Source organism: Nocardiopsis sp. NPDC050513 (assembly GCF_044457925.1).
Taxonomy (GTDB): domain Bacteria; phylum Actinomycetota; class Actinomycetes; order Streptosporangiales; family Streptosporangiaceae; genus Nocardiopsis.
The window spans coordinates 368,308-390,665 of record NZ_JBITHK010000001.1 but is presented as its reverse complement, the minus strand read 5'-3'; the positions used below and the strand labels follow the sequence as shown (position 1 = coordinate 390,665).

Sequence of the window (22,358 nt, the reverse complement as noted above, 5' to 3'; positions counted from 1 at the left end):
CGGCCGTGGGGTCCCCGACCCATGACCGCTCCCCCCTCAAGGAGCCCGGTGCCCAGCCGAGAACACGAGATCCCGCTGCGGATCATCCAGAACCTGCCCGAGATGGTGCCGGTCCTCCTCAAGGAGTCCCTGGGGATCGACCCGCCTCCGCATACGGAAACGGTGCTCACGTCATCCGTTCTGACCAACTGCGACCCGAAGGAGTGGAACAGCGACGGTGCCGTCGTGCTCCGCAACGGGACCGAACACGTCCTCGCCGTGGTGGTCGAGCGCCAGCACCGGGTGGACACCCGCAAGAAGTCGAGTTGGCCCGCCTACCTGGTCACCCTCTACGCGCGCTTGGGGTGCCCGGCAATCCTGCTCGTCCTGTGTCCCACGGACGGCATGGCGTGCACGTGCGCGGAGGCCATCCACATCGGTCACCCGGGCTTCGTGCTGTCGCCCCTGGTGATCGGTCCGTCCGCAACACCTGTCGTCGTCGACGCACGACGGGCGCGTGCGTTCCCGGAGCTCGCGGTTCTCTCCGCCAGGGCGCACGGCGACGCCAACCCCGCGACCCTCGACGCGCTGATGGAGGCCCTGGACTCGATCGACCCTGATCGCCGCGCGTTTTACTATGACTACGTTGTGGCCGGTCTCGGCGAGGCCGCCCAGAAGCACATGGAGGATCTGATGGCCGTGGACACCTGGGAATGGCAGAGCGACTTCGCCCGCACGTACGTCGGGATCGGTAGGGAGGAGGGCCGTGAGGAGGGCCGTGCGAAAGAAGCCGCGCGGAACGTGATCCTCATTCTCCAGGACCGTGGACTCACCCCCTCCGAACAGGAACGGCAGCGGATCGAGTCCTGCACCGACCTGGACACACTGGAGAAGTGGGTGCTCAGGGCCGTGCGGGTCGAGCGTTCCGGGGATCTCTTCGACTGATCGGCTCCGATTGTTCGGGTTCTCGCTCCGGACATCGGAACGGGAACCCGCGACCGTCAGCGGGCCTCGGCGGCCACCCGAACGCCCAACCCGACCAGGACGGTTCCGGAGACGGCCTCCATGCCGCGCCGCACCGCCGGACGCGCCAGCAGATCCCGGACCAGGCCGACCACGCCGACGAGCAGCCCGAACCAGACGAGGTCGACCAGCGCCCACAGAACCGCGAGGCCCAGCAGCCACGGGAGTACCGCGGCGTCGGAGGGCACGAACTGCGGCAGGAACGACACCGCGAACACGGCGGCCTTGGGGTTGGCCACGTTGGTCAGCAGCCCGAGGCGGTACGAGGTCCACACCCGGCGTCGGGGCCGCGCGTCCGCGGGCCGCTTCGCCTCCTCGGAGGCCGCCCCGCCGCGACCGCGCCAGGCGGCGACCAGCGACTGGGCGCCGAGCCAGAGCAGCACCGCCGCACCGCCCCACCGCAGCACCTCGTAGGCGACGGCCGACGCCGTCACCAGCGCGGTCAGGCCCAGGGCCGCGGCCACGCCCCAGAACACCACCCCGGTCTCGTTGCCCAGGACGGCGGCCAGCGCGGACCGGCGGCCGTCGCGCACGGCCTGGCGCAGGATGACGGCGGTGCTCGGGCCCGGCACCATCGCGATGACGAACGCCGCACCGGTGAACGCGATCAGGGTGGTCAGCATCCGCACATCCTGGCACCGGGCGGGCGGGGCCGACAAGGGCGGCGAGGGATCCGTGTCCGGTCCGGGCGGGCAACTCAGCCCGTCCGGGGCGGCGCCGCGCGACCGCGTCGCCGAGACGGGGCGGGAGCGCGGAGGACGTGTCCCGCCCGCCGGTCCCCGGCCGGCCGGGCGGACGACCCGGGGAGGGTCTCAGCCGTATCGCTCGACGAGCGCGTCGCCGATCCAGGCCAGGTGGTCGCGCACACCCGCGGGGCCGGTCACCTCGAGCCATTCGACCAGTCCGGCGAGCTCGCCGGCGAGCGCGTACTCGTTGTGGCCGCGGATCACGACGTCGATGCGGCCGTCGGCCGTGGAGCCGCCCACCTGGAGCCGATCGCCGAGCACCATCCGGAGCAGACCCATCCCGTGGGGCGCGCATACCGCCTGGATCTCCAGGGGCGTTCGCCTGCGGTCGACCTCGTCGGCGATCTCGCGCCAGCTCTCGGCGAGGTCGAAGTCCGCGGGCCGGTGCACGGGGTCACCGGTCGGGTCGGCGGACGAGACGCGGTCGATCCGGAAGGTCCGCCGTCCGGCCCCGGTGTCGCAGACGAGGTACCACGACGGACCCTTGGCGACGATGCCCAGCGGGTGGACGGTTCTGTCGGTCTCGGTGCCCTGGCTGTCGACGTAGCCGAGCCGCACCTGGACGCCGCGGATCACCGCGTCCTGGAGTTGGTCCAGGAAGCGGGGCGGTCGGTGCTCGACCCGACGCGACCCCCATCGTCGCGGGTCCGTGACCAACGACGACGCCGCCGCCTCAGCCTGTACCCGGAAGGGCTCGGGCAGGGCCTGGACGAGCTTGCGCAGAGCCGCTTTGACGGCCGGCGTCGTAGCCGAGGCCGGGCCGGCGACCAGGAACAGGGCGCGGGCCTCACGCGCGGTCAACCCGGACAGGTCGGTGCGGGCGCCGCCCACGAGGCGCCAGCCGCCGCCCCGGCCCTGCGTGGAGTACACGGGCACTCCGGCCATGGCCAGGGCGTCCAGGTCGCGGCGGGCGGTGCGCTCGGAGACCTCCAGTTCTCGGGCGACCTCCGCCGCTGTCACCTGCTCGCGCCGCTGCAGCAAGAGGAGGACGGCCACCAGTCGGTCGGTTCGCATGCCGACAACATTTTCACACCAAACCGGTCATGAGGTGACCGGTTTCGCTCGGCACGATGGAGACATGACGCCACCGGCGGGTCCCACCACCCGCGACCGCGTCGACCCCGGGCCTCCCAGGGGTGCGCCGACGCTCTCTCCGCGCACCCTCACCGCCTGACCACCACGCAGAGACGAAGAGGAAACGCGATGTTCGACCCCACCGATTTTCCCGAGCCCACCCTCATCCCGGTCAACGGTGTGGAACTCGAAGTCTTCGAGGCGGGGCGGGAGAACGCCGGGAAACCCATGGTGCTCTGCCACGGCTGGCCGGAGCATGCCTTTTCCTGGCGCCATCAGGTGCCCGCCCTCGTCGCGGCGGGCTACCACGTCATCGTCCCCAACCAGCGGGGTTACGGCAACTCGTCCCGGCCGACCGAGGTCACGGCCTACGACATCGAACACTTGTCAGGTGACCTCGTCGCGCTTCTCGATCACTACGAATACGAAGACGCCGTCTTCGTCGGCCATGACTGGGGGGCGTTCGTCGTCTGGGGGCTGACCTTGCTGCACCCGAACCGCGTGGCCGCAGTGATCAACCTGAGCCTGCCCTACCTGGAGCGCGGAGAGAAGCCCTGGATCGAGTTCATGGAAGACGCGTTCGGCGGTGACTTCTATTTCGTCCACTTCAACCGGCGGCCGGGCGTCGCGGACGCCGTGCTCGACGAGAACACATTCCAGTTCCTCCGCAACATGTACCGGAAGAACGAACCCCCGAGGGAGCCTCAGCCGGGAATGGTGATGATCGATCTCGCCAGGGCGGAGACACCGCTCGGTGAGCCGCTGATGAGCGACGGCGAACTGGCCGTCTTCGTCTCCTCCTTCGAAGCGACGGGGTTCACGGCCAGTATCAACTGGTACAGGAACCTCGATCGCAACTGGCATCTGCTGGCGGACGTGGACCCGGTCATCCGGCAGCCCGCGCTCATGGTCTACGGCGACCGGGACGCGGTCGCGAGGTCCGAGAAACTGGCGGAGTTCGTGCCCGAGGTGGAAGTGGTCAATCTGGACTGCGGCCACTGGATCCAGCAGGAAAAGCCGGAAGAGACCAACCGGGTGATTCTGGGCTGGCTGGAGAAGCAGGGCGCCGTCCGGACCTGAGGGCGTTTCGGGGGTGAGCGTGCCCTCCGGTTCGAACGGTGACCGACCGGATCGGCGACTGGACCGCCGGAAGGCGGGCGCGGGGAGGAAACCGTCGTGGACGTGACATCTCGCCGCTCCCGTCGACTGCCCGCGGTAAGAGAAGGAGGCCCAACCTCGCGGTTGGAACCTCCGCGGACGCGTGCGTGCTGTCTCCGGCGTCCGTCTCAGTGGTGGCCTCCGCCCCCGTGGTTTCCGCCGTTGTCGTCGTGCTGGTGTCCGCCGCCGTGACCGCCGTCGCTGTGGTGCCCCCACCCGTGTCCGTGGCAGTGGTAGTGCCGGTGCGACTTGCCGTGCCCGCCGTGCTGGTGGCGGTGCTTGTGGCAGCGCTTGTGCTCGGGGACCGCGGTCGGCGTGGTGGCCGACGTGGTCTCCTGCTGGACGACGGCCGGGCTCGCGTTGGCCTGGGTGGCCGCCGGGCCGCCGGTCTGGGCGGCCGCCGGAGCGCCGAATGCCAGGGCGGGAACCGCGAGTCCCGACAACACGGCGCCGGCAATCCTCTTCCTGTTCATGGAAACCCCCATCGCGTCAGAACGATGCGGGGCGTGCTCGCCTTCGGCTGTCGCAGTGCCCATTCGGTCGACGGGAGCCCTTCGTGCCCAGGGCCCCAACGGAGGTTTTGGGCGGTGCGGCCGGGCGCGCCGCCCAGTGGCAGCGCTCCCACGTGAGCACGCTCACTGCTGTCACTTATGTGACCCGTCCTCCGTGTGTTCGCTTGCATTCCTACTTGACATTCTTGCTCACCCATGCGCGAAAGGGAAGGGTATGGCACAAATGTCGCATGTGTGACAATGTCCTGCATGCGACATTGTCGCACATGTGAAATTTTTCATTTTTGCCATGGGGGCCGTCATGTCGGCTTTTTGCCTGAAGATGAGATGAGACCAATTCTGGAGCGCCGGGCGAGGGCGGTCAGCACTGCGTTCGCCCTCACCGCAGTCCTCCGAGGCCGCCAGCACGACACGGGTCCCCGTTCCAGCGGTGGAACGGGGACCCGCACGTTCCTTCCGACGGCGCGGGGCGCCGAGGCCTACACGCCGGTCGCCCGACCGGAGGCCAGATGCTCCGCCACCGCCGACGCGGCGGCCCGCACCAGCGCGCGGCACGGTTCGTCGGACGGGTCCGGCACCGCGTCGACCGGGAACCAGCCGAGGTCGTGCGACTCCTCCGGATCCCGCACCAGCACGGCGTCCGGTGGCGCGATGGCCGCGTACTGGACGTCCAGGTGGTGGCTCCCGCCTCCGCACGGCACCGCGTGGCGGTCGAGCCGGACGGGCTCGGGCAGCAGGGCCAACCCCCGGATCCCCGACTCCTCGGCCGCCTCCCGCAGCGCGGCAGCGGCGAGCGTGGCGTCCTCGGGCTCGCAGTGCCCCCCGGTCTGCAGCCACAGGTTGTGGACACCGTGCAGCACCAGCGCCACCTGGGAACCGTCCGCCGAGATGATCGCCGAACTCGCCGTGACGTGGCCGGGCAGGCACCCGCGCCACATCGCGTCCTCGTGCGCGCCCAGATGCTCCAGGTACGACCGGCGCAGCTCCTCCTGCCGGGCGTCGGGCGCGCTCCACGCACCCAGTACCGCCCGGGCGTCCGCGTGCAACGACACGGTCTAGGCGTCCTCTCCGCGGTCGTTCCGGTCGTCCCGTGTCCCGTCCGCCTCGCCGGTCAGCTTCGAGATGTCGAAGTCGGCGTCGCCGAACTCCCCGCCGCCGCTGACGAACGCGTCCGGGTCGTCCAGGTCGGCTCCCGTGGGCATGAGGTCCGGGTGCTGCCACACCGCGTCGCGCCCCTCGATGCCGCGCGCGTCCTCCAGCGCGGTCCAGAGGGCCGACGCCTCGCGCAGACGGCGCGGTCGCAGCTCCAGCCCGACCAGTGCGGCGAACGTGTGCTCGGCGGGGCCGCCGGTCGCCCGGCGCCGCCGGGTCGCCTCGGCCAGGGCGCCCGACTGCGGCAGCCGGTCGGACACCGCGTCCGACACCACCGTGGCCACCCAGCCCTCGATCAGCGCGAGCGTGGTCTCCAGCCGCGCCAGGGCCGCCTTCTGCTGCGGGGTGTCCTCGGGCTGGAACAGGCCCTCACCGCCGATACCGCCGGACAGCGCCTCCTGGAGGGCCTCCGGGTTGGTGATGTCGATCCCTCCGAGCTTGTCCTCCAGGCCGCTGACGTCGAAGGACATCCCGGACGCGTACTCCTCGACCAAGCTGGACACGTGCGAGCGCAGCCACGGCACGTGCGAGTAGAGCCGGTGCACGGCGGCCTCGCGCGCGGCCAGGTACAGCCGAACCTCGTCCTCGGGGATCTCCAGCCCCTCACCGAAGGCCGCCACACCGGGCGGCAGCAGGGCGGCGTTGCCCTCACCCGCCAGCGGCACGCCGATGTCCGCGGTGCCGATCACCTCGCGCGCCAGTTCACCGATGGCCTGGCCCGCCTGCTGGCTGACCATCATGCCGCCCATCTGCTGGACCATGCCCAGCAGCGGACCCGCGACCGATCGCATCTCCTCCGGCAGGTTCTGGCCCATGGCCTGCACGGTCTTGGAGGTCAGGGGGTCGCACAGCTGCGCCCACGCGTCCATCGTCTTCTCGATCCACTCCGACCGGCTCCAGGCCTGGGCGGTGTGGAGGCCCGACGGCAGGTCGGTAGCCTGGTCGAGCCACAGGTCGGCGAGGCGGAGAGCCTCCTCGACCTTGGCGTAGTCGTGCGGGGGGATGCTCGGGTCGCCGTGCTGGGACACCGTGTGCCGCGCGATGTTCTTGGCCATGTCCCAGTTGATCCCCGACCCCGACGTCTTCTCGCCGGAGCCGCCGGAGCCGCCGGGGCTCGGCTGGGCGGACATCATGTCGGCGAACTGCCGGAGCATGTTGGCCATCTGCTGTGGGTCGCCGAACGGGAAGTCGCTCGGCGTTCCGGAGTCTCCCCCGCCCGGGCGGCCGCTGCCGGCACCCGAGCCGGAGTCGCCTGAACGGCGTCCGGACTCGTCATCGGGATCGTTCGGCATGCTGAAACCGAATGGCAGGTCGCTCACAATCAGACCTCAGGCAGGATTAGGTTTGGTCTCCACTGTCACGTTAGCTGGGAGTCGCCCGGAGTGAATACCGATAGCAGCCAGGTTCGCCCAGAGCACAGCCCGTCCGAAGGCGCGGGCCCGGTGGTCGCGGTCACCGGCGCCGCCTCCGGCGTGGGTCGGCTCCTCGTGCAACGCCTGACCGAGCCGAATGGTTCCGTGGCTGCTCGGGAGGTCGTCGCGATCGACGACGAGTTCTCCGACCTGCGCGGCGTCACGTGGCGCATCGCCGACGTGTGCGATCCGGCGCTCGTCTCCCGGCTCGACGGGATCGACGTCCTCGTGCACACCGCGGACGACCGCTCCCTGGACACCAAGCCCGCCAAGCGGCGCCAGCACAACATCCGGGCCGCGCAGACCGTGCTGACCGCCGCCGCGGCGTCGGGCGTTCCGCGCGTCGTCCTGGTCACGGGCACGATGGTCTACGGAGCCGCCCCCGACAACCCCGTGCCCCTGCCCGAGGACGCCCCGCGGGTGTCCGACAACAGCGCCGCGCTGACCGGCGACCTCGCCGAGATCGAGGCGCTGGCCGAACGCGCCCGCCGCGCCCACCCCAGCCTGTCCGTGACCGTCGTCCGACCGGCGCCGCTGGTCGGCCCCGGGCTGGACACCCTGCTCAGCCGCCACTTCTCGGCCCCGCGCCTGCTCACGGTCAAGGGGCACGAGCAGCGGTGGCAGTTCTGCCACGTCGACGACCTGGCGAGCGCGCTGGCGTTCTGCGCCCTGCACGGCGTCGAGGGCGTCGGCGGGGTCGTCACGGTGGCGTGCGAGGGCTCCCTCACCCAGGAGGAGGTGGAGGAGATCGCCGGCATGAAGTCGTTCGAGGTCACCGCCAACCTGGCCTTCGGCGCCATCCGCCGCCTCCACCAGGCGAGGATCACCCCGGCGGCGGAGGGCGAGCTCAAGCACCTCGTCTACCCCTGCGTCGTGGACTGCGCCGCCCTGCGCGAGGCCGGGTGGAAGCCCCACCACGACAACCGCGACGTGCTCACCGCGCTGCTGGAGTACCGGAGCGGCAAGCCCGCGCTGGTCGGCCGCGAACTGGGGGCCAAGGAGGTCACCATCACCGCGGCGGGCGCGGCCGGTGCGGCGGCGGCGGCGATCGGCACCGCCGCCGCCATCCGCCACCTGAGGAGGCGGGGGCGGAGCTGACCGGCGGGCGCGGCCTTCGTGCCGGACGACGAGGCGGGCCCGCGCCGTCCTGGAGGACCGCACAGGGGTTGCGTCGAATCCGGGACCGGGCAGGTCAGGGTTGGTACCGTCGAGTCGTGCAAGAAATCACTCTCGCCGCCGTGCGCGCCACGCCCCTGTCCGTCGACGAGGTCCTCGCCGCCGTCGCGGACCCCCACGCCGGGGGGACCGCGGTCTTCATCGGCACGGTCCGGGACCACGACCACGGGCGCGACGTCGCCAGACTGGCCTACTCAGCGCACCCCTCGGTCGAGGAGCGGTTGCGGGCCGTCATGGAGAAGGTCCTCTCCGACACCAGCGTCCCCGGCCGGCCGGTCGTGCGGATGGCCGCCGTCCACCGCGTCGGCGACCTGGAGATCGGCGACGCGGCGGTGGTCGTGGCGGCCGCGGCGGCCCACCGCCAGGAGGCGTTCGACGCCTGCCGCCGTCTGATCGACGACCTCAAGGCGGAGGTGCCGATCTGGAAGCACCAGTCCTTCGAGGACGGCCGGGACGAGTGGGTCGGCACCCCCTAACGGCCCGGGTCCGGTCGGCGGCCGCCCGGGTCGCGCGCGGCCGTAGGGTATGGGCATGGTTCGTCGCGTCCTGACCCTCGTTGTCGCGCTCGTCCTGCTCGTGGGACTGGCCGTCGGCAGCCTCTACCTCCCCATGCCCTACATCGTGGCCACCCCCGGCGTCACGGTGAACACCGTGGGCGAGTTCGAGGACGGTCCGGTGATCCGGATCGAGGGAGCGCGGACCTACGAGCACGACGGCGCGCTCTCCATGGTCACCATCCAGTACGCGGGCGGCCCCCAGCGGCGGCTCAGCACGCTGGAGGTCATCACCGGGTGGCTCTCGCCGAGCAACGCGGTCATGCCCGAGGAACTGCTCTTCCCGGCCGACCGGTCGCCCGAGGAGGTCAGCGAGCGGCAGACCGTCCAGATGAACGACTCCCAGACCGACGCCACGGCCGCCGCTCTCAACCAGCTCGGCATCGGCTACGAGGCCGTGCCGGTCGTCGCGGACACCGTCGAGGACATGCCCGCCGAGGGTCTGGTCCAGCCCGGTGACGTCATCGTGGAGATCGACGGCGAGCCCGTTCCCACCGACACCGGTGCGGTCGGCGGCGAACAGGCCGTGGGCAGCGCCGCCGTCGTGGAAACGGTGAGCGCGCGCGAGCCCGGCGACGTCGTGGAGATGGCGGTCGACCGCGACGGCGAGACCGTCGAGGTCGAGATCGCCACCGCGGAGGGCGAGGACGGCACCGCCGCCGTGGGCATCCTCATCGCCGACGAGACCGACTTCCCGATCGACGTCGAGATCTCCGTCGGCGACATCGGCGGACCCAGCGCCGGGATGATGTTCGCCCTCGGGATCATGGACCGGCTCAGCGAAGAGGGCCTGACCGGCGGCACCCGGGTGGCGGGGTCGGGCACCATCAGCGCGGACGGCCAGGTCGGCGGGATCAGCGGCATCCCGCAGAAGATGGTCAGCGCCCAGCGCGACGGCGCCGAGTACTTCCTCGTGGCGGCCGACAGCTGCTCCCAGGTCGCCGAGTCGGCCGCCTACGGGGAGCTGGAGGTGGTCCGGGTGGAGACGCTCGACGACGCGGTCGACGCCCTGGAGACCATCCGGACCGGAGAGGGCGACCTGCCCCGCTGCGAGGGCCTGGAGTAGGTCCCGTTCCCCGGTCCGGTCACCCCGGGGGGTTTCCGTTCGGGCGTCCGGACAGAGCGGGTACCGCGCCGCGGGCGTCCGCCGAGGGCGGGCGACGGGCGGACGAGGCGGAGCGCAGGCCCGAGGAAGACACGGCTCAGCCGTTCCCGGACCGCCCGCCGCCCTCGCCCTCGTCGAGGTCCAGCGTCAGCGCCAGCGCCGAGGTCAGCGCCGGGATGAGGTCGGCGCCGTTGAGGACCTTGTCGTCGCTGTCGTGGCTGCGCATCCGCATCGCGCAGTGGCGCGAGCCGTCGCGCATGACCCCGGCGACCATCCGGATCTCCTCGGTCTCCCGGCCCGACGTGACCGGGTCCTCGCCCACGGCCAGGGTCTCGTCCGAGCCCTTGACCACCAGGCGCTCCATCACCAGCGCGCACCCGGCCACGTCCTCCGGCCACAGGATGCGCCCCAGCGCCTCCTCCAGGGGGACGTCGTCGGGCAGCGGCTCCTGCTCGACCGGGGTCAGTTCGTCGGGGTCGACGGGGGAGTCGATCCCCAGGAGGTCGGCCAGCGCCGGTTCCGCCTTCAACAGGTCGGCGGTCGGCACCAGGGCGTACAGGCCCAGCGGCCGGTCCCAACCCTGCTCGGCGGCGTGGCGTTCCAGGTCCATGACGGCTTCGCGAATGTTCGACACGCTTCCATGGTGACCGATGCGGGACCCTCGCCGGTCCGTTCCCGGACAGTAGGGTCGCCATGGGCGTGGGGGTTGCGGCTCCGATACCCCACCGATGCCGGCTCGTCACCCGGTCGGGGGGATTTCGGGAACCTCGCGGTCTCCGCATAAGTTCTCAGTAACAAGGCGCCACACGCGCACCGAACGCATCTAGCAAGCCAGAACGAGGGGGAGGCGTGAGCTTCCGATCGCCCGGCGCACCACCTGCGCGTATGCCTCGCCGATCAAGGTTGCTCGCGCCTGTCGCGGCGACCGTGGTCGTCATCATCGCGGGCCTGGCGCTCGCCGCGAACTTCTGGACCGACTACAAGTGGTTCAGCTCCGTCGGGTTCACGACGGTCTTCCTGACCGAGCTGTGGACGCGCGTGCTCCTGTTCGCCGTCTCCGCGTTGGTCATGGCCGTCATCGTCGGCGCCAGCATCTTCTTCGCCTACCGGTCCCGGCCCGGCGTGCGGCCCATGAGCCTGGAACAGCAGGGACTCGACCGCTACCGGCAGTCGATCGACCCGCACCGCAAGCTGTTCTTCTGGATCGCGGTGGGCGCCCTCGCCCTGCTGGCCGGAGCCGCGGCCAGCGGTGACTGGCGCGCCTACCTCCAGTTCGTGCACGCGACCGACTTCGGCACGCCCGACCCCGAGTTCGGCATGGACATCGGGTTCTTCGCGTTCGTCTACCCGTTCCTGCGGACACTGCTCGGGTACGTCTACGCGGCGGTCATCCTGGCGTTCATCGCCGCGGTCATCGTCCACTACCTGTACGGGGGCGTGCGCCTCCAGAACGACAGCGGCCAGCGCGCCACCCCCGCCGCCCGCGTGCACCTGTCGGTGCTGCTGGGCGTCTTCGTGCTGCTGCGCGCCGGGTCGTACTGGCTGGACCGCTACGGCCTGGTCTTCTCCGACCGCGGTTACACCTTCGGCGCCTCCTACACCGACGTGAACGCGGTCAAGACGGCGCTGACGATCCTCACGGTCATCTCCGTCATCTGCGCCGTGCTGTTCTTCGCCAACATCTACTTCAAGAACACCATGGTCCCCATGGCCAGCCTCGGTCTGCTGGTCCTGTCCGCGGTGCTGGTCGGTGTCGCCTACCCCGAGATCGTCCAGCGCTTCCAGGTCCGGCCCAACGAGCTGCGCCTGGAGCAGCCCTACATCGAGCGCAACATCGAGTACACACGGGACGCCTACGGCATCGCCGACGCCGAGGTGACCGACTACGACGCCACCACGGAGCTGACGCCGCAGGAGCTGGCCTCCGAGGCCGACACCATCCCCAGCGTCCGCCTGGCCGACCCGTCCGTCATCTCGCAGACCTTCCAGCAGATGCAGCAGGTCCGCGGCTTCTACCAGTTCCCGGACGTGCTGGAGGTCGACCGCTACCCCGACACCGACGGCAACCTGATCGACACGATCGTGGCCGTCCGCGAACTCGACGGTCCCCCCTCCGACCAGGACAACTGGCTCAACCGCCACCTGATCTACACCCACGGCTACGGCATGGTCGCCGCCGCGGGCAACCTGATCGACCCCGAGGGACGCCCGGTCTTCACCGAGTACAACATCCCGCCCCGGGGCGAGCTGAGCGAGGTCACCGGCGAGTACGAGCCGCGGATCTACTACGGCCGCGAGGGCGCCGAGTACGTCATCGTCCAGGCCGAGAACGAGTACGACTACCCGCTCGACCCCGAGGAGGAGACCGAGGAGGTCCCCACCCTGGAGGACGCGCAGGAGCCGACGCCCAGCCCGACGCCGGACGAGGCCCGTGCCCCGTCCGACTCCGGGACCGACGCGGAGGCGGACTCCGCCACGGAGGAAGGCGCCCAGGACGAGGCCACCCAGGAGGGGGCCGACAGCGAGGCCACCGAGAACGGGTCCGGTGAGGACGGCGAGGACGGCCAGTCCCAGGCCTACAACCGCTACGAGGGCAGCGGCGGCGTCCAGCTGAGCAGCTTCTTCGACCGGGTCCTGTACGCGATCAAGTACCAGGAACCCAACATCCTGCTCAACAGCGCCATCACCGGCGACTCGCGCATCATCTACGAGCGCGACCCGCTGGAGCGCGTGGAGCGCGTCGCCCCGTTCCTGACGGTCGACAGCAGCCCCTACCCCGCGGTGGTCGACGGCCGGATCCAGTGGATCGTGGACGCCTACACCACGTCCAACGGCTACCCGTACGCCAACCCGATCGACTTCAACCAGGCGGTCACGGACACGTTCACGGACGGGACGGCGCAGCAGGTCGGCACGCTGCCCGGCAACGAGGTCAACTACATCCGCAACTCGGTCAAGGCGACCGTCGACGCCTACGACGGCACCGTCACCCTGTACGCGTGGGACGAGGAGGACCCGGTCCTCCAGACCTGGATGAGCGCGTTCCCGGGCATCGTGACCCCTCGGTCGGAGATGAGCGAGGAGCTGCTCCAGCACGTCCGCTACCCGGACGACCTGTTCAAGGTCCAGCGCGAGATCATGCGCCAGTACCACGTGACCAACGCGGAGGCGTTCTACGGGGGCCAGGACTTCTGGACGGTGCCGACGGACCCGACCCGGGACACCGACGACCCGATGCCGCCGTACCGGCAGACGATCAACTACCCGGGCGGGGACACGGCCAGCTTCTCGCTGACCACCACGTTCGTGCCGCGCGGGCGCGAGAACCTCGCGGCGTTCATGGCGGTCAACAGTGACGCGGAGTCGGAGGACTACGGCCAGCTGCAGCTGCTGGAACTGCCGCGCAGCACGGTCAACTTCGGTCCCGGCCAGGTGCAGAACGCCTTCGACTCCGACGCGGCGGTCCGCGAGGTCCTGCTGCCCCTGGAGCAGTCGAACGCGGAGGTGACGCGGGGCAATCTGCTGACCCTGCCGTTCGGCGGCGGTCTGCTCTACGTCGAGCCGCTGTACGTGCAGGCGGGCGGCGGAGGCGCGGCCTCGTTCCCGCTGCTCCAGCAGGTGATGGTCGGGTTCGGTGAGGACGTCGCCATCGGCAACAACCTCCAGGACGCGCTGAACAACCTCTTCGGCGAGGGCGAGGCGCCGCTGCCCGACCCCGAGGAGCCCGCCGAGGGCGAGGAGCCCGCTGAGGGCGACGCCGAGGCGGAGGAGCCGTCCGGCGACCAGGAGCTCACCGACGCGCTCAACGAGGCCGTCGAGGCCTGGGAGGAAGCGCAGGAGAACCAGGACCAGGCCAACGAGGACCTCCGCGAGGCCCTGGAGGCCATCGAGGAGGCGCTCAACGAGTAGCCGCCGGAGTCCGCCGGGGGAAAGCCCGGCGGCACGGCGGTGGGCGGGGCGGGGCCTTCGGGCGCCGCCCCGCCCGTGTGCCGGGGGCGGTGCGCGGTCCGCGGACAGCCGGGGTGGAGCCGGAGCGGGACCGGGGTGGGCCACGTCTCGTGGTTTCGATTTGGGTTCACGGCCCGGACACGCTACTGTTGAGAACACAACGACGCGGGGTGGAGCAGTTCGGTAGCTCGCTGGGCTCATAACCCAGAGGTCGCAGGTTCAAATCCTGTCCCCGCTACCAACCGGGAGGCCGGTGGGATCGGAAGCGGAGCTTCCTTACCCACCGGCCTCCCGCATTTTCGCGGGGCGGCCCCGAAGCCGCCGGGGGGAATCCGGGTCCGGGAGAAATCCCGGGTCCGGTGCTTTTCGCCCGGTGCGTCGTTCCGGCCGCGGAGCGGAGGCAATTCGGCCGGGCGGGGGCGGTGACGGCCGCTCGCGGTGGTCGTTCCGGGCCTGGCGTCCTGGTAGGATCGGCGAAGGCCGGGTCGGAGGATCAGGCCGGGGTGGATCCCGATCGGTTCGAGAAAACCGATTTGCCACCCGGGGGGAAACCCCCTAAAGTAGGGATCAACGACGCGGGGTGGAGCAGTTCGGTAGCTCGCTGGGCTCATAACCCAGAGGTCGCAGGTTCAAATCCTGTCCCCGCTACCAACCGGGAGGCCGGTGGGATCGGAAGCGAAGCTTCCTTACCCACCGGCCTCCCGCATTTTCGCGGGATCGATCTACCCCTGAGCGAACGCGGACCGGTTTCGGAGGTTTCGACTTCCCCGGATCTTCGCATTTCCCGGACACTTCCGACGGCGCGGCGAAACAGCCCCGGACTCCGGACCATTTCCTTCCGCGGAACGGAACCGGGCCGCGGCGTCGCCGCCACGGCCCGGACACGGAGAGGTCAGCGGGTGCGGCCCTCGACGAGTTCGACCACGCGGTCGGCCCGCTCCGCGACCTTGGGGTCGTGCGTCACCACGACCACCGCCGCGCCGCGCCGTTCGGCCTGCCCCAGGAGCTCGTCCATGATCATCGCGCTGCTGGCGGCGTCCAGGGCGCCCGTGGGCTCGTCGGCGAGGATGAGCGCGGGTTCCCGGCTCAGCGCTCGGGCCAGCGCCACACGCTGCTGCTCACCGCCGGACAGCTGGTGCGGGTGAGAGTTGAGGCGGTGGCCCAGCCCGACCGACTCCAGCAGTTCGCGGGCCCGGGACCGGCGTCGCAGCAGCGGGACCCCGCCCAGCACCAACGGCACGCCGACGTTGGCCAGGGCGCTGCGCCGCTCCAGCAGGTGGAACTGCTGGAAGACGAAGCCGATGCCCTCGCCGCGCAGCCGCGACCGGCGTCCCTCGCCCAGACGGGTGGTCTCCACGTCGCCGAACGTGTACGTGCCGCTGCTGGGCTTGTCGAGCAGGCCGAGGATGTTGAGAAGGGTGGACTTGCCCGAGCCGGACTGTCCCACGATCGCCACGACCTCGCCGCGGGCCACCTCGAACGTGCAGTCGTGCAGCACGTCGATGCGGGTGCCCGACACCGTGAAATGCCTGGTCAGATGGTCCACACGGAGGAGTGCTGAGGTGCCGGCGGGGGGACGCGCGGCCTCCGGCGCTGGTACGTCGACCGACATCTACTCCGCCTCCAGGAAGAACTCGTCCTCGGAGAACTCCTCCTCGTCCGGCCCCCCGGGAACGTCGAAGCGGGGGTCGAGCGGAACCGGGTCCAGGATCTGCTCGCCCACGCTCAGGCCCTCGACGACCTCGACCATCGATCCGTCGGACACGCCCAGGGTGACCGGACGCGTCTCCTGGGAGCCGTCCTCGGCCACGACCACGACCTCGCCCTCGTCGGCGCTTCCCCGCAGGGCGGTCACGGGGACGGCGAGGACGTTGGAGACGTCGTCCACGGCCACCGACAGTTCGCCCTGGACGCCCTCGTAGGCCTCCACGTCCGCCGGGACGCGGCAGACCAGCTCGGTGCCGCCGCCCCCTCCACCGCCGCCCGCGCCGTCCTCGGCACCCTCGCCGCCCTCGGCGCCGCCGGACGGGCTCTGGTCGGCCGGGCCGAGGGAGACGAACTCGCACGGAGCGGGCGCGGGGCCCTGGTCGATGCTCAGTTCTATGTCCCGGGGCTCGTCCCCGAACCGGTACAGGTCGTTCGACGGGATGGACGCGACGGCCCGGAACTCGTCCGGGGCGACCGTGGCCACGACCGCCCCCGGTTCGAGGATGTCCCCGTTGCGCAGGTCGCCGAGCCCGGAGACGTCACCCGCGCGCGGAGCGTGCAGCGTGACCTCGCGCGCGGCGGGGGCTTCCGCGCCGTCCCCGCCCTCGGAGCCCCCGCCCGCACCCGGCACGGACAGGGTCACGATCGGGGCGCCGTTCTCGACCGGCGTGCCGTCGCCCACCCAGACGCGGGTGACCGTGCCGCCGTTGCGTGCCGCGACGTCCTCGCCGGGGGCGGCCCGGACGGTGGCGTCCAGCACCATCACCGAACTGATCGAGCCCAGCTCCACCGTGAACGGCACGCTCGACTCCAGGGCGGCCTGCTCCATGGGGATCTCCGGGCCGCCGCCACCGCCGAGCACCCGCGGCAGCACCACGTAGGCGCCGCCGCCGATCCCAGCGAGGAGCACGAGCCCGGTACCGGCGATGATCCACTTCTTCTTGCTCATCTTGAGTCTCCTACTCGCGCAGTCCCGCGACGACGGACGCTCGCAGCGCCCGGGCCGCGGGGATGATCCCGGCCAACAGTCCGACGCCGGCGGCGCTGCCCAGCCCGAGGAGCACCCCGTCGGCGGGGACGCGCACGTCGACGCCGGGCGGCACCAGATCGAGTTCGGTGACGACCGTGGAGCCCAGGGCGGCCAGCGCCCAGCACCCGGCGAGCGCGAGGACGCCCGCCACGACCGACACGACCACGGCCTCCATCACCACGGCGACGAAGAGCGTGAACCGGCTGGCGCCCAGGGCGCGGTAGGTGGCCAGCTCGCGGCGGCGCTCGCGCACGGTGACCAGCCCGACGTTGAGCACGCCGAGCAGGCCGGTGCCGAGGGTGATGAAGGCGATGCCGAGGAGCCCCCAGGTCATGTACCGGAGGGGTTCCTCCAGCAGGTCGGCGCTGTCCACGCGGTAGCTGTAGACGGACTCGGGGTCGTCGACCCCCCAGCGCCAACCGGCGGAGGCCAGCGTCCGCGCGAAGCCCTCGCCGAACTCCCCGACACCAGGGTGCTCCGGGTCCAGGCGCACGACGTAGGTGTTCTCGCCGCCGAAGGCCATGAAGCCGTCCGAGGGGGCCTCGGACTCCGCCGGGGCGAAGAGCATCTCCTCGGTGGCGGGGGAACGCAGCAGGTAGGCGGTCTGCCAGGCGAAGTCCAGGTTGGTGTCGGCGATGACGCCGACGACACGCGCGTCCACCCACTGGTCCTGGCCGATCTGCACCTGCGTGACGTCGGACAGTTGGCTGGCGAGGGACTCGTTGACCACCAGGACGGGGGCCAGGGACCCGGTGTCCTCCTCGGCGAACCAGCGTCCCCGGGCCATGTTGAGGCGGCGGATGTCGCCGAGTTCGACGTCGACGCCGCGGAACTCCACGTCGGGTACGGTCGCGTCGCCGGACCGGATCTGGATGGGGTTCCCCGGCATCTGGTAGAGGGAGACCTGCTCTCCGCCGGAGCGGAGGATGTCCTCCTCCAGGGCCCCGCGGTCGGTGATGTCACCGCTGACGTTGACCTCGAGGGTCGCGGGGAGCCCGCCCTGGATCTCGCTGTAGGCCACGGCGTAGCGCTGACCGAAGTCGCTGGCCATGACCACGACGATCAGGGCGCCGACGCCGATGACGACGCCCGCGCAGGACAGGATGGTCCGGGCGATGTTGGCCCGGGAACCGGCGAAGGCGAGCACGATCCCGGCTGTGAGGGAACGTAGCATTCGGCCCCTTCCCGTGTGTGGGGCCCGGCGCCGTCGGTGCGGCGGCCGGGCCCGCGTGAATCGGGTGGTTTCACGACACCCAACGTGGGGAACACGGGTTTCGGTTCACCGTGGGGAGGGGTTTGCGGCCGGGCGTCACTCCACGGTGAAGCCGTCGCAGGTCAGAGCGGCTCCGGAAGCGCTGTCGGACCAGATAACGGTATGGACACCCTGGGTGGGGGCGTCGGGGGAGCCGCCGTCGGCGAGGGAGAAGTCCTGGGGATAGTCCACGTGGGACCAGGACTCCCGGACGAGGTCCGCGTCGGCGGACGAGGAGGTCCCGTCGGCGGCGCGGACGGTCACGGTCACGCCGGAGACGTCGGTGTCCGCGTCGGCCAGTACCCCCAGGCGCACCGGTTCGCCCGGCGTGACGCCGGAACGGGGCGCCTCCGTGCGCCAGGTGTCCGACGCGGGTGAGTCCACGGCGGGGGAGCACATGAAGGCGTCAGGGTCGAACACGGCGTCCGGCAGCGCGGAGGGGTCCGCCGCTGCGGAGGCACGCACGGTGTCGGCGATCATCGCGTCGAGCTCTTCGGGGGAGTGCCCGTGCCCGCCGCCGCAGCCGACGAGCAGGAGAGCCGAACCGCACAGCGCGGCCAGGAGGGGTGTGGAGGTCTGCACACCCGGCAGGTTACTACGTTGCGTATCAGTGGAAGCGTGGAACGTCGCAGAAACGATGCGGAACGTCACCGAACGGGTATGGGTCCGCCGTTGAGCCAGGTCAGGGCGGAATCGTGGAGGACGCCGTTGCTGCATACCAGCGGGCCGCCGTCCTCGAAGTCCTCGCCCCGCAGGTTCGTGGCCCGTCCGCCGGCCTCCTCCAGGATGATCGGCAGCGGGGCGGCGTCCCACAGGGAGAGCTCCGGCTCGGCGGACACGTCCACGACGCCCTCGGCGACCATCACGTGGGACCAGAAGTCACCGTAGGCGCGGGTGCGCCAGACCGAACGGGTCAGGCCGAGGAACGAGTCGAGCAGGCCGCGTTCCTCCCAGCCGGTCAGCGACGAGTAGCTGAACGAGGCGTCGGCGAGCTCCGACACCTTGGAGACCTGGCAGCGCGACGCCTTCGACAGACTGCGCCCCGACCACGTGCCGCCGCCCTTGGAGGCCCACCAGCGCCGGTGCAGCGCTGGGGCGGACACCACGCCGACGACCGGCCGGTCGCCCTCCAGCAGAGCGATGAGGGTCGCCCAGACGGGGACGCCGCGGACGTAGTTCTTCGTCCCGTCGATGGGGTCGATGACCCACACGCGGTTGCTGTTGCCCGTCTTGCCGTACTCCTCGCCCACGACCGCGTCGCGGGGGCGCGCACGCGAGAGCACACCGCGCAGAGTCTCCTCGACCAAGCGGTCGGCCTCGGTCACCGGGGTGAGGTCTGGCTTGGTGTCGACCACCAGATCGAGCGCGCGGAACCGCTTGAGCGCGATGTCGTCGGCAGCGTCGGCGAGCACGTGGGCCAGCCGCAGATCATCGTCAAAGGACGCCATGGCCGGTAACGCTACCTCGCCGGGGGTGTCCGTGGCGATGCGGGCACTCCCGCGTGACCAGAGTGTTAGTCACACGGGCGGCGGGACGGGAAGAATGGGGGCATGGAGACCGAGAGGGGGACGTCAGCGCGGGAGCGGTTGATGGACGCCGCCTACGCCGAGGTCGTGGGCGGGTCGTGGCCCGGGCAGCGGATGGCGGACATCGCCGCGGCGGCCAGGGTGTCCCGGCAGACCCTGTACAACGTGTTCGGCAGCAAGGAGGGGCTGCTCCAGGCGGTCGTGGTCCGCGAGGTCGACGGTCTGTTGGACACCGTGGTGCGGTCGTTGGAGGCGGAGGAACAGGACCCGGCGCACGCGGTGAGCCGGGCAACGCGGCTGGTGCTGCTCGCCGCGCGGGACAACCCGCTGATGCGGGCGGTGGTCACGGGGGACCGGGACCTGCTGCCGGTGCTCACGACGCGGTCGGCGCCGCTCCTCGAGGTGATGGGGGAGCGGATCGCGTGGCGGCTGGGTGAGCGCTGTCCGGGGGCGGACGCGGCCCTGGCCGAGGTGGTGGCCGACGTGGCGGTGCGGCTGACGGTCTCCTACGCCCTGCAGCCGATCGACCCGGAACAGGCAGCGGAGCGGGTGGAACGCGTGGTGCACGGGATGCTGTTGGTGAGCCGCTGAGAGAGGGTGCCGATCGTGTGGGAGGAGTCGCTGTCGGAACGGGACCGGCGGAAGGTGCTGCGGGAGTACATGTCCGACGGGCGGATCACGGCGCTTCCGGTGCGCCGGTCCGAGCGGCTGGTGCTGTTGGACCAGGTGGCGCGCGCCTTCGAGCCCGGCGTCCGGTACACGGAGGACCAGGTCAACGCGGTGCTGCTGGGGTTCAGCGCGGACCTGTCGGTTCTGCGGCACTGCCTGGTCGACGAGGGCTTCATGGAGAGGGACCGCTCGCGGTACTGGCGCTGCGGAGGGACCGTCGACCTGGAGGACTGAGCCCCCTTCGCCCACCCACCCGGTGACCGCGAAGGGTGGCCGCCGACTCTCGCTCCCTGCTCGCCCCGGGGGGTTGCGGTAGGCACGCCCGCTCCGGGTCGCCGGTGGGCCCGCCCGGGGCCGTGTGCCGCGGGGGGTGGCCGTTCCTGGTCGGCTGACCGCAGGGGGTGGCCGCCAACTCTCCCGCCTCGTTCGCCCCAGGGGGGTGGCTGTAAACTCTCGCTCCCTGCTCGCCCCAGGGGGTTGGCCGCAGATTCTCCCACCTCGTTCGCCCTGGGGGGTTGGGGTAGGCGCGACCGCTCCGGGTCGCCGGTGGGGGGTTGGCAAGTGCGTGCCCGCCCCGAGTCACCGAAGGGGGGTTGCGTCGACCTGTTCTCGGGTCCATAGGGGGTTGGGTGTGGTGTTTTCCTGCCCCGGTCACCGGTGGGGGTGTGGCTCGTCCGGAGGGCGTGTTCGCGCAGCGAATTCGTTCCGGAGGGCGAGGTCCCTCACCTATGGTCACCGCTGGCGGTCCACAGATATGCAGGCGGCGGTCACCACGTGGGAACGTGATTCCGAAGTGATGACACCCCCGGCCCCAGGAGCGGGGGGTGGACGGTTCAGCAGACATCGGCCCCAAGCCCCACACCGGTCCGCACGTCCGTCACCGGAAAGGGGGTCTACACGCTCCCTGCCCGTCCAGCCTCAGGGGGGTTGGGGAGGCCCGACTGGTACAGCACCACAGGGGGTTGGGCAAAGCATTCCTGTCCCGTCCAGCCACAGGGGGGTTGGGGAGGCCTGACCGGTACAGCACCACAGGGGGTGTTGCGCAAAGCATCCCTGCCCTGCTCAGCTACAGGGGGGTTAGGGAGGCCCGACCGGTACAGCACCACAGGGGGTTGAGCAGAGCGTCCCCCGCGCGCCTGGCCACAGGGGGGTTCGAGGGCCACCGTCCCTGCCCGCCCAACCACAAGGGGGTTGGGCACACCCTCCCCGCCCCGCCCAGCCATGCGGGAGTTCGGGAACACCCGACCCCCAGCCACAGGGCTCGGCAGCGCGCGGACAGCAGCCCCCGATCCGATGGCGTGTCGGTCAAGCGCACACGATCAGTCGAAGAGTTGGTCGACGTCGGTGACCGTGACCGCCCGGTCGATCCAGATCTCCAGGTGAGCGAGGTTCACGCACTGGTTGATGCGGTCGCGGGCGGTGTCCGAGACCGGGAGGCGGCGCACATGAAGAATGCGCAGCAGGGCGGCCCGTTCGCCCTCGATCAAGCCCGCCACCTGGCCCTGAAGCCGGCCCTCCTCGCGGCCTTCCTCACGGCCTTCCGCGAGGCCCTCCTCGCGTCCTTGGCTGACGTACTTGCGTGCGAAGTCGCTCTGCCACTCGTAGGTTCCGGTCGCCATGAGTTCCTCCCACTTCTGTCGAGCCGCCGCGCTGAGCTTGGCCTCGATGAAGTCATAGTAAATGAGCCTGGTGTGTTCGGGCAGGGCGTCCAGGGCCGATTCGGTTGCTTTGAGGACTGCGGGATTGTCGCCGTGCGCGGCGGCGGACAGCACTGACAGCTCCGGTAGGCGCCGGGCCTGGTCGATGTCGTCGATGACCGGGGTGTTGGTCGGTCCCAGTACAGCGGGAGTGAAGACCGCCCCACCCGCCTCGAACTCGATGGGAGTTCGCGCCCACTCTTCGGTGCCGCTGTCCGGGCAGACGACCATCAGTCTGACCGGACACCGCAGGATCTCCCGCACGGTGGCCACGTACAACGGCCAGGTGTACGGCTTGTCGTGGTCCTTCTTCTGCTGGACCTCGGCGATGATGGCCATCACCTTGATCCCCTTGCGGTCGTAGAGGACGACTACGTCATCCGACTTGAACGGCACGGGCTTGAGCTTGGTGTGATCGGTACAGCCGAGCTCGGCGTGCGCGTAGTCGGGTACCGGGAAACCGATCGTGTCCCGCAGCATGGCGGGGGCCAACTCGGGACGGTTGTGGAACAGGCGCACCTGAAGCTCGTGGTCGAATCCTGGCATGGCAGGACACTACCGAGGGTGACCGCCTGAATCTGGGGATTCGGGAAATGTCGTAGTGACCGTGTGGCCCGAAACCCCCATGTGGCACTGAA

At 70.8% G+C, this 22,358-nt stretch carries 20 protein-coding genes and 2 tRNA genes; 10 read left to right on the top strand and 12 right to left on the bottom strand.

Annotated features, from left to right (window positions below; translation table 11 throughout):
* The first annotated feature begins 48 nt into the window (after positions 1-48).
* Positions 49-924 (top strand): hypothetical protein, encoded by an 876-nt coding sequence (locus ACIBFB_RS01645; protein ID WP_397225007.1) that lies wholly within the window; start codon positions 49-51, stop codon positions 922-924.
* A gap of 56 nt (positions 925-980) precedes the next feature.
* Here ACIBFB_RS01645 and ACIBFB_RS01640 read toward each other — a convergent pair whose 3' ends face one another.
* Complete coding sequence (locus tag ACIBFB_RS01640) at positions 981-1,625, bottom strand: LysE family translocator (protein WP_397225005.1); 645 nt, start codon at positions 1,623-1,625, stop codon at positions 981-983.
* A 189-nt stretch (positions 1,626-1,814) separates the two neighbouring features.
* The gene (locus ACIBFB_RS01635) at positions 1,815-2,762 is read right to left on the bottom strand and encodes a helix-turn-helix transcriptional regulator (RefSeq protein ID WP_397225003.1); all 948 of its coding nucleotides are present in this window, start codon (positions 2,760-2,762) and stop codon (positions 1,815-1,817) included.
* A 189-nt stretch (positions 2,763-2,951) separates the two neighbouring features.
* Between ACIBFB_RS01635 and ACIBFB_RS01630 the strand changes: the two genes are divergently transcribed.
* Positions 2,952-3,902: an alpha/beta fold hydrolase gene (locus tag ACIBFB_RS01630; RefSeq protein WP_397225001.1), complete on the top strand. Its 951-nt coding sequence runs from the start codon at positions 2,952-2,954 to the stop codon at positions 3,900-3,902.
* 206 nt (positions 3,903-4,108) lie between these two features.
* Here the strand turns inward: ACIBFB_RS01630 and ACIBFB_RS01625 are convergent, their stop codons facing one another.
* The 3 genes from ACIBFB_RS01625 to ACIBFB_RS01615 all read right to left on the bottom strand — a co-directional run bounded on the left by ACIBFB_RS01625 (position 4,109) and on the right by ACIBFB_RS01615 (position 6,963).
* Complete coding sequence (locus ACIBFB_RS01625) at positions 4,109-4,453, bottom strand: hypothetical protein (RefSeq protein ID WP_397224999.1); 345 nt, start codon at positions 4,451-4,453, stop codon at positions 4,109-4,111.
* Positions 4,454-4,971: 518 nt separating this feature from the next.
* Positions 4,972-5,544, bottom strand: a complete 573-nt coding sequence (locus ACIBFB_RS01620; protein ID WP_397224997.1) for an NUDIX domain-containing protein — start codon at positions 5,542-5,544, stop codon at positions 4,972-4,974.
* A 3-nt stretch (positions 5,545-5,547) separates the two neighbouring features.
* Entirely contained in the window at positions 5,548-6,963 is a 1,416-nt protein-coding gene (locus ACIBFB_RS01615; protein ID WP_397224995.1) for a zinc-dependent metalloprotease, read from the bottom strand.
* A 123-nt stretch (positions 6,964-7,086) separates the two neighbouring features.
* Here ACIBFB_RS01615 and ACIBFB_RS01610 point away from each other — a divergent pair, with 123 nt between their 5' ends.
* The 3 genes from ACIBFB_RS01610 (at position 7,087) to ACIBFB_RS01600 (ending at position 9,852) form a co-directional block, all read left to right on the top strand.
* On the top strand, positions 7,087-8,154 hold the full coding sequence (locus ACIBFB_RS01610; protein WP_397224993.1) for an NAD-dependent epimerase/dehydratase family protein: 1,068 nt from the start codon (positions 7,087-7,089) through the stop codon (positions 8,152-8,154).
* A 116-nt stretch (positions 8,155-8,270) separates the two neighbouring features.
* Positions 8,271-8,708, top strand: a complete 438-nt coding sequence (locus ACIBFB_RS01605; RefSeq protein ID WP_397224991.1) for a molybdenum cofactor biosynthesis protein MoaE — start codon at positions 8,271-8,273, stop codon at positions 8,706-8,708.
* Between the two features lie 55 nt (positions 8,709-8,763).
* Entirely contained in the window at positions 8,764-9,852 is a 1,089-nt protein-coding gene (locus ACIBFB_RS01600) for a PDZ domain-containing protein (RefSeq protein ID WP_397224989.1), read from the top strand.
* Between the two features lie 136 nt (positions 9,853-9,988).
* On the opposite strand, the gene ACIBFB_RS01595 is transcribed toward ACIBFB_RS01600, so the two are convergent.
* A complete protein-coding gene (locus ACIBFB_RS01595; protein WP_397224987.1) occupies positions 9,989-10,525 on the bottom strand; it encodes a PPA1309 family protein in 537 nt (178 codons plus the stop codon).
* A gap of 293 nt (positions 10,526-10,818) precedes the next feature.
* Between ACIBFB_RS01595 and ACIBFB_RS01590 the strand changes: the two genes are divergently transcribed.
* The 3 genes from ACIBFB_RS01590 to ACIBFB_RS01580 all read left to right on the top strand — a co-directional run bounded on the left by ACIBFB_RS01590 (position 10,819) and on the right by ACIBFB_RS01580 (position 14,490).
* Positions 10,819-13,800, top strand: a complete 2,982-nt coding sequence (locus ACIBFB_RS01590) for a UPF0182 family protein (protein ID WP_397225424.1) — start codon at positions 10,819-10,821, stop codon at positions 13,798-13,800.
* 203 nt (positions 13,801-14,003) lie between these two features.
* Positions 14,004-14,080, top strand: a tRNA-Met gene (locus tag ACIBFB_RS01585).
* Between the two features lie 333 nt (positions 14,081-14,413).
* Positions 14,414-14,490 (top strand) — tRNA-Met (locus tag ACIBFB_RS01580).
* 241 nt (positions 14,491-14,731) lie between these two features.
* Here ACIBFB_RS01580 and ACIBFB_RS01575 read toward each other — a convergent pair.
* From ACIBFB_RS01575 to hisN, 5 genes are all read right to left on the bottom strand, one after another.
* On the bottom strand, positions 14,732-15,451 hold the full coding sequence (locus ACIBFB_RS01575) for an ABC transporter ATP-binding protein (RefSeq protein WP_397224985.1): 720 nt from the start codon (positions 15,449-15,451) through the stop codon (positions 14,732-14,734).
* Positions 15,452-16,495, bottom strand: a complete 1,044-nt coding sequence (locus tag ACIBFB_RS01570; protein WP_397224983.1) for a peptidase M23 — start codon at positions 16,493-16,495, stop codon at positions 15,452-15,454.
* A gap of 10 nt (positions 16,496-16,505) precedes the next feature.
* Positions 16,506-17,750 carry an ABC transporter permease gene (locus tag ACIBFB_RS01565; protein ID WP_397224981.1) on the bottom strand — a complete coding sequence of 415 codons (1,245 nt, stop codon included), beginning with the start codon at positions 17,748-17,750 and terminating at the stop codon, positions 16,506-16,508.
* 135 nt (positions 17,751-17,885) lie between these two features.
* The gene (locus tag ACIBFB_RS01560) at positions 17,886-18,410 is read right to left on the bottom strand and encodes a hypothetical protein (RefSeq protein WP_397224979.1); all 525 of its coding nucleotides are present in this window, start codon (positions 18,408-18,410) and stop codon (positions 17,886-17,888) included.
* 65 nt (positions 18,411-18,475) lie between these two features.
* Complete coding sequence (hisN, locus tag ACIBFB_RS01555) at positions 18,476-19,276, bottom strand: histidinol-phosphatase (RefSeq protein WP_397224977.1); 801 nt, start codon at positions 19,274-19,276, stop codon at positions 18,476-18,478.
* 102 nt (positions 19,277-19,378) lie between these two features.
* On the opposite strand from hisN, the gene ACIBFB_RS01550 reads away from it, so the two are divergent.
* Both ACIBFB_RS01550 and ACIBFB_RS01545 read left to right on the top strand, forming a co-directional pair.
* The gene (locus ACIBFB_RS01550) at positions 19,379-19,945 is read left to right on the top strand and encodes a TetR family transcriptional regulator (RefSeq protein ID WP_397224975.1); all 567 of its coding nucleotides are present in this window, start codon (positions 19,379-19,381) and stop codon (positions 19,943-19,945) included.
* A 69-nt stretch (positions 19,946-20,014) separates the two neighbouring features.
* Positions 20,015-20,257: a DUF2087 domain-containing protein gene (locus ACIBFB_RS01545; RefSeq protein ID WP_397225422.1), complete on the top strand. Its 243-nt coding sequence runs from the start codon at positions 20,015-20,017 to the stop codon at positions 20,255-20,257.
* A 1,085-nt stretch (positions 20,258-21,342) separates the two neighbouring features.
* Here the strand turns inward: ACIBFB_RS01545 and ACIBFB_RS01540 are convergent.
* Entirely contained in the window at positions 21,343-22,266 is a 924-nt protein-coding gene (locus tag ACIBFB_RS01540) for a hypothetical protein (RefSeq protein ID WP_397224973.1), read from the bottom strand.
* Positions 22,267-22,358 lie beyond the last annotated feature (92 nt).

Excerpts from the sequence above, each read along its gene's own strand:
- ACIBFB_RS01640 (WP_397225005.1), bottom strand. The coding sequence starts at position 1,625 with ATGCTGACCACCCTGATCGCGTTCACCGGTGCGGCGTTCGTCATCGCG.
- ACIBFB_RS01635 (WP_397225003.1), bottom strand. The coding sequence starts at position 2,762 with ATGCGAACCGACCGACTGGTGGCCGTCCTCCTCTTGCTGCAGCGGCGC.
- ACIBFB_RS01630 (WP_397225001.1), top strand. The coding sequence starts at position 2,952 with ATGTTCGACCCCACCGATTTTCCCGAGCCCACCCTCATCCCGGTCAAC.
- ACIBFB_RS01625 (WP_397224999.1), bottom strand. The coding sequence starts at position 4,453 with ATGAACAGGAAGAGGATTGCCGGCGCCGTGTTGTCGGGACTCGCGGTT.
- ACIBFB_RS01600 (WP_397224989.1), top strand. The coding sequence starts at position 8,764 with ATGGTTCGTCGCGTCCTGACCCTCGTTGTCGCGCTCGTCCTGCTCGTG.
- ACIBFB_RS01575 (WP_397224985.1), bottom strand. The coding sequence starts at position 15,451 with ATGTCGGTCGACGTACCAGCGCCGGAGGCCGCGCGTCCCCCCGCCGGC.
- ACIBFB_RS01570 (WP_397224983.1), bottom strand. The coding sequence starts at position 16,495 with ATGAGCAAGAAGAAGTGGATCATCGCCGGTACCGGGCTCGTGCTCCTC.
- ACIBFB_RS01565 (WP_397224981.1), bottom strand. The coding sequence starts at position 17,750 with ATGCTACGTTCCCTCACAGCCGGGATCGTGCTCGCCTTCGCCGGTTCC.
- hisN (WP_397224977.1), bottom strand. The coding sequence starts at position 19,276 with ATGGCGTCCTTTGACGATGATCTGCGGCTGGCCCACGTGCTCGCCGAC.
- ACIBFB_RS01550 (WP_397224975.1), top strand. The coding sequence starts at position 19,379 with ATGGAGACCGAGAGGGGGACGTCAGCGCGGGAGCGGTTGATGGACGCC.
- ACIBFB_RS01545 (WP_397225422.1), top strand. The coding sequence starts at position 20,015 with ATGTCCGACGGGCGGATCACGGCGCTTCCGGTGCGCCGGTCCGAGCGG.
- ACIBFB_RS01540 (WP_397224973.1), bottom strand. The coding sequence starts at position 22,266 with ATGCCAGGATTCGACCACGAGCTTCAGGTGCGCCTGTTCCACAACCGT.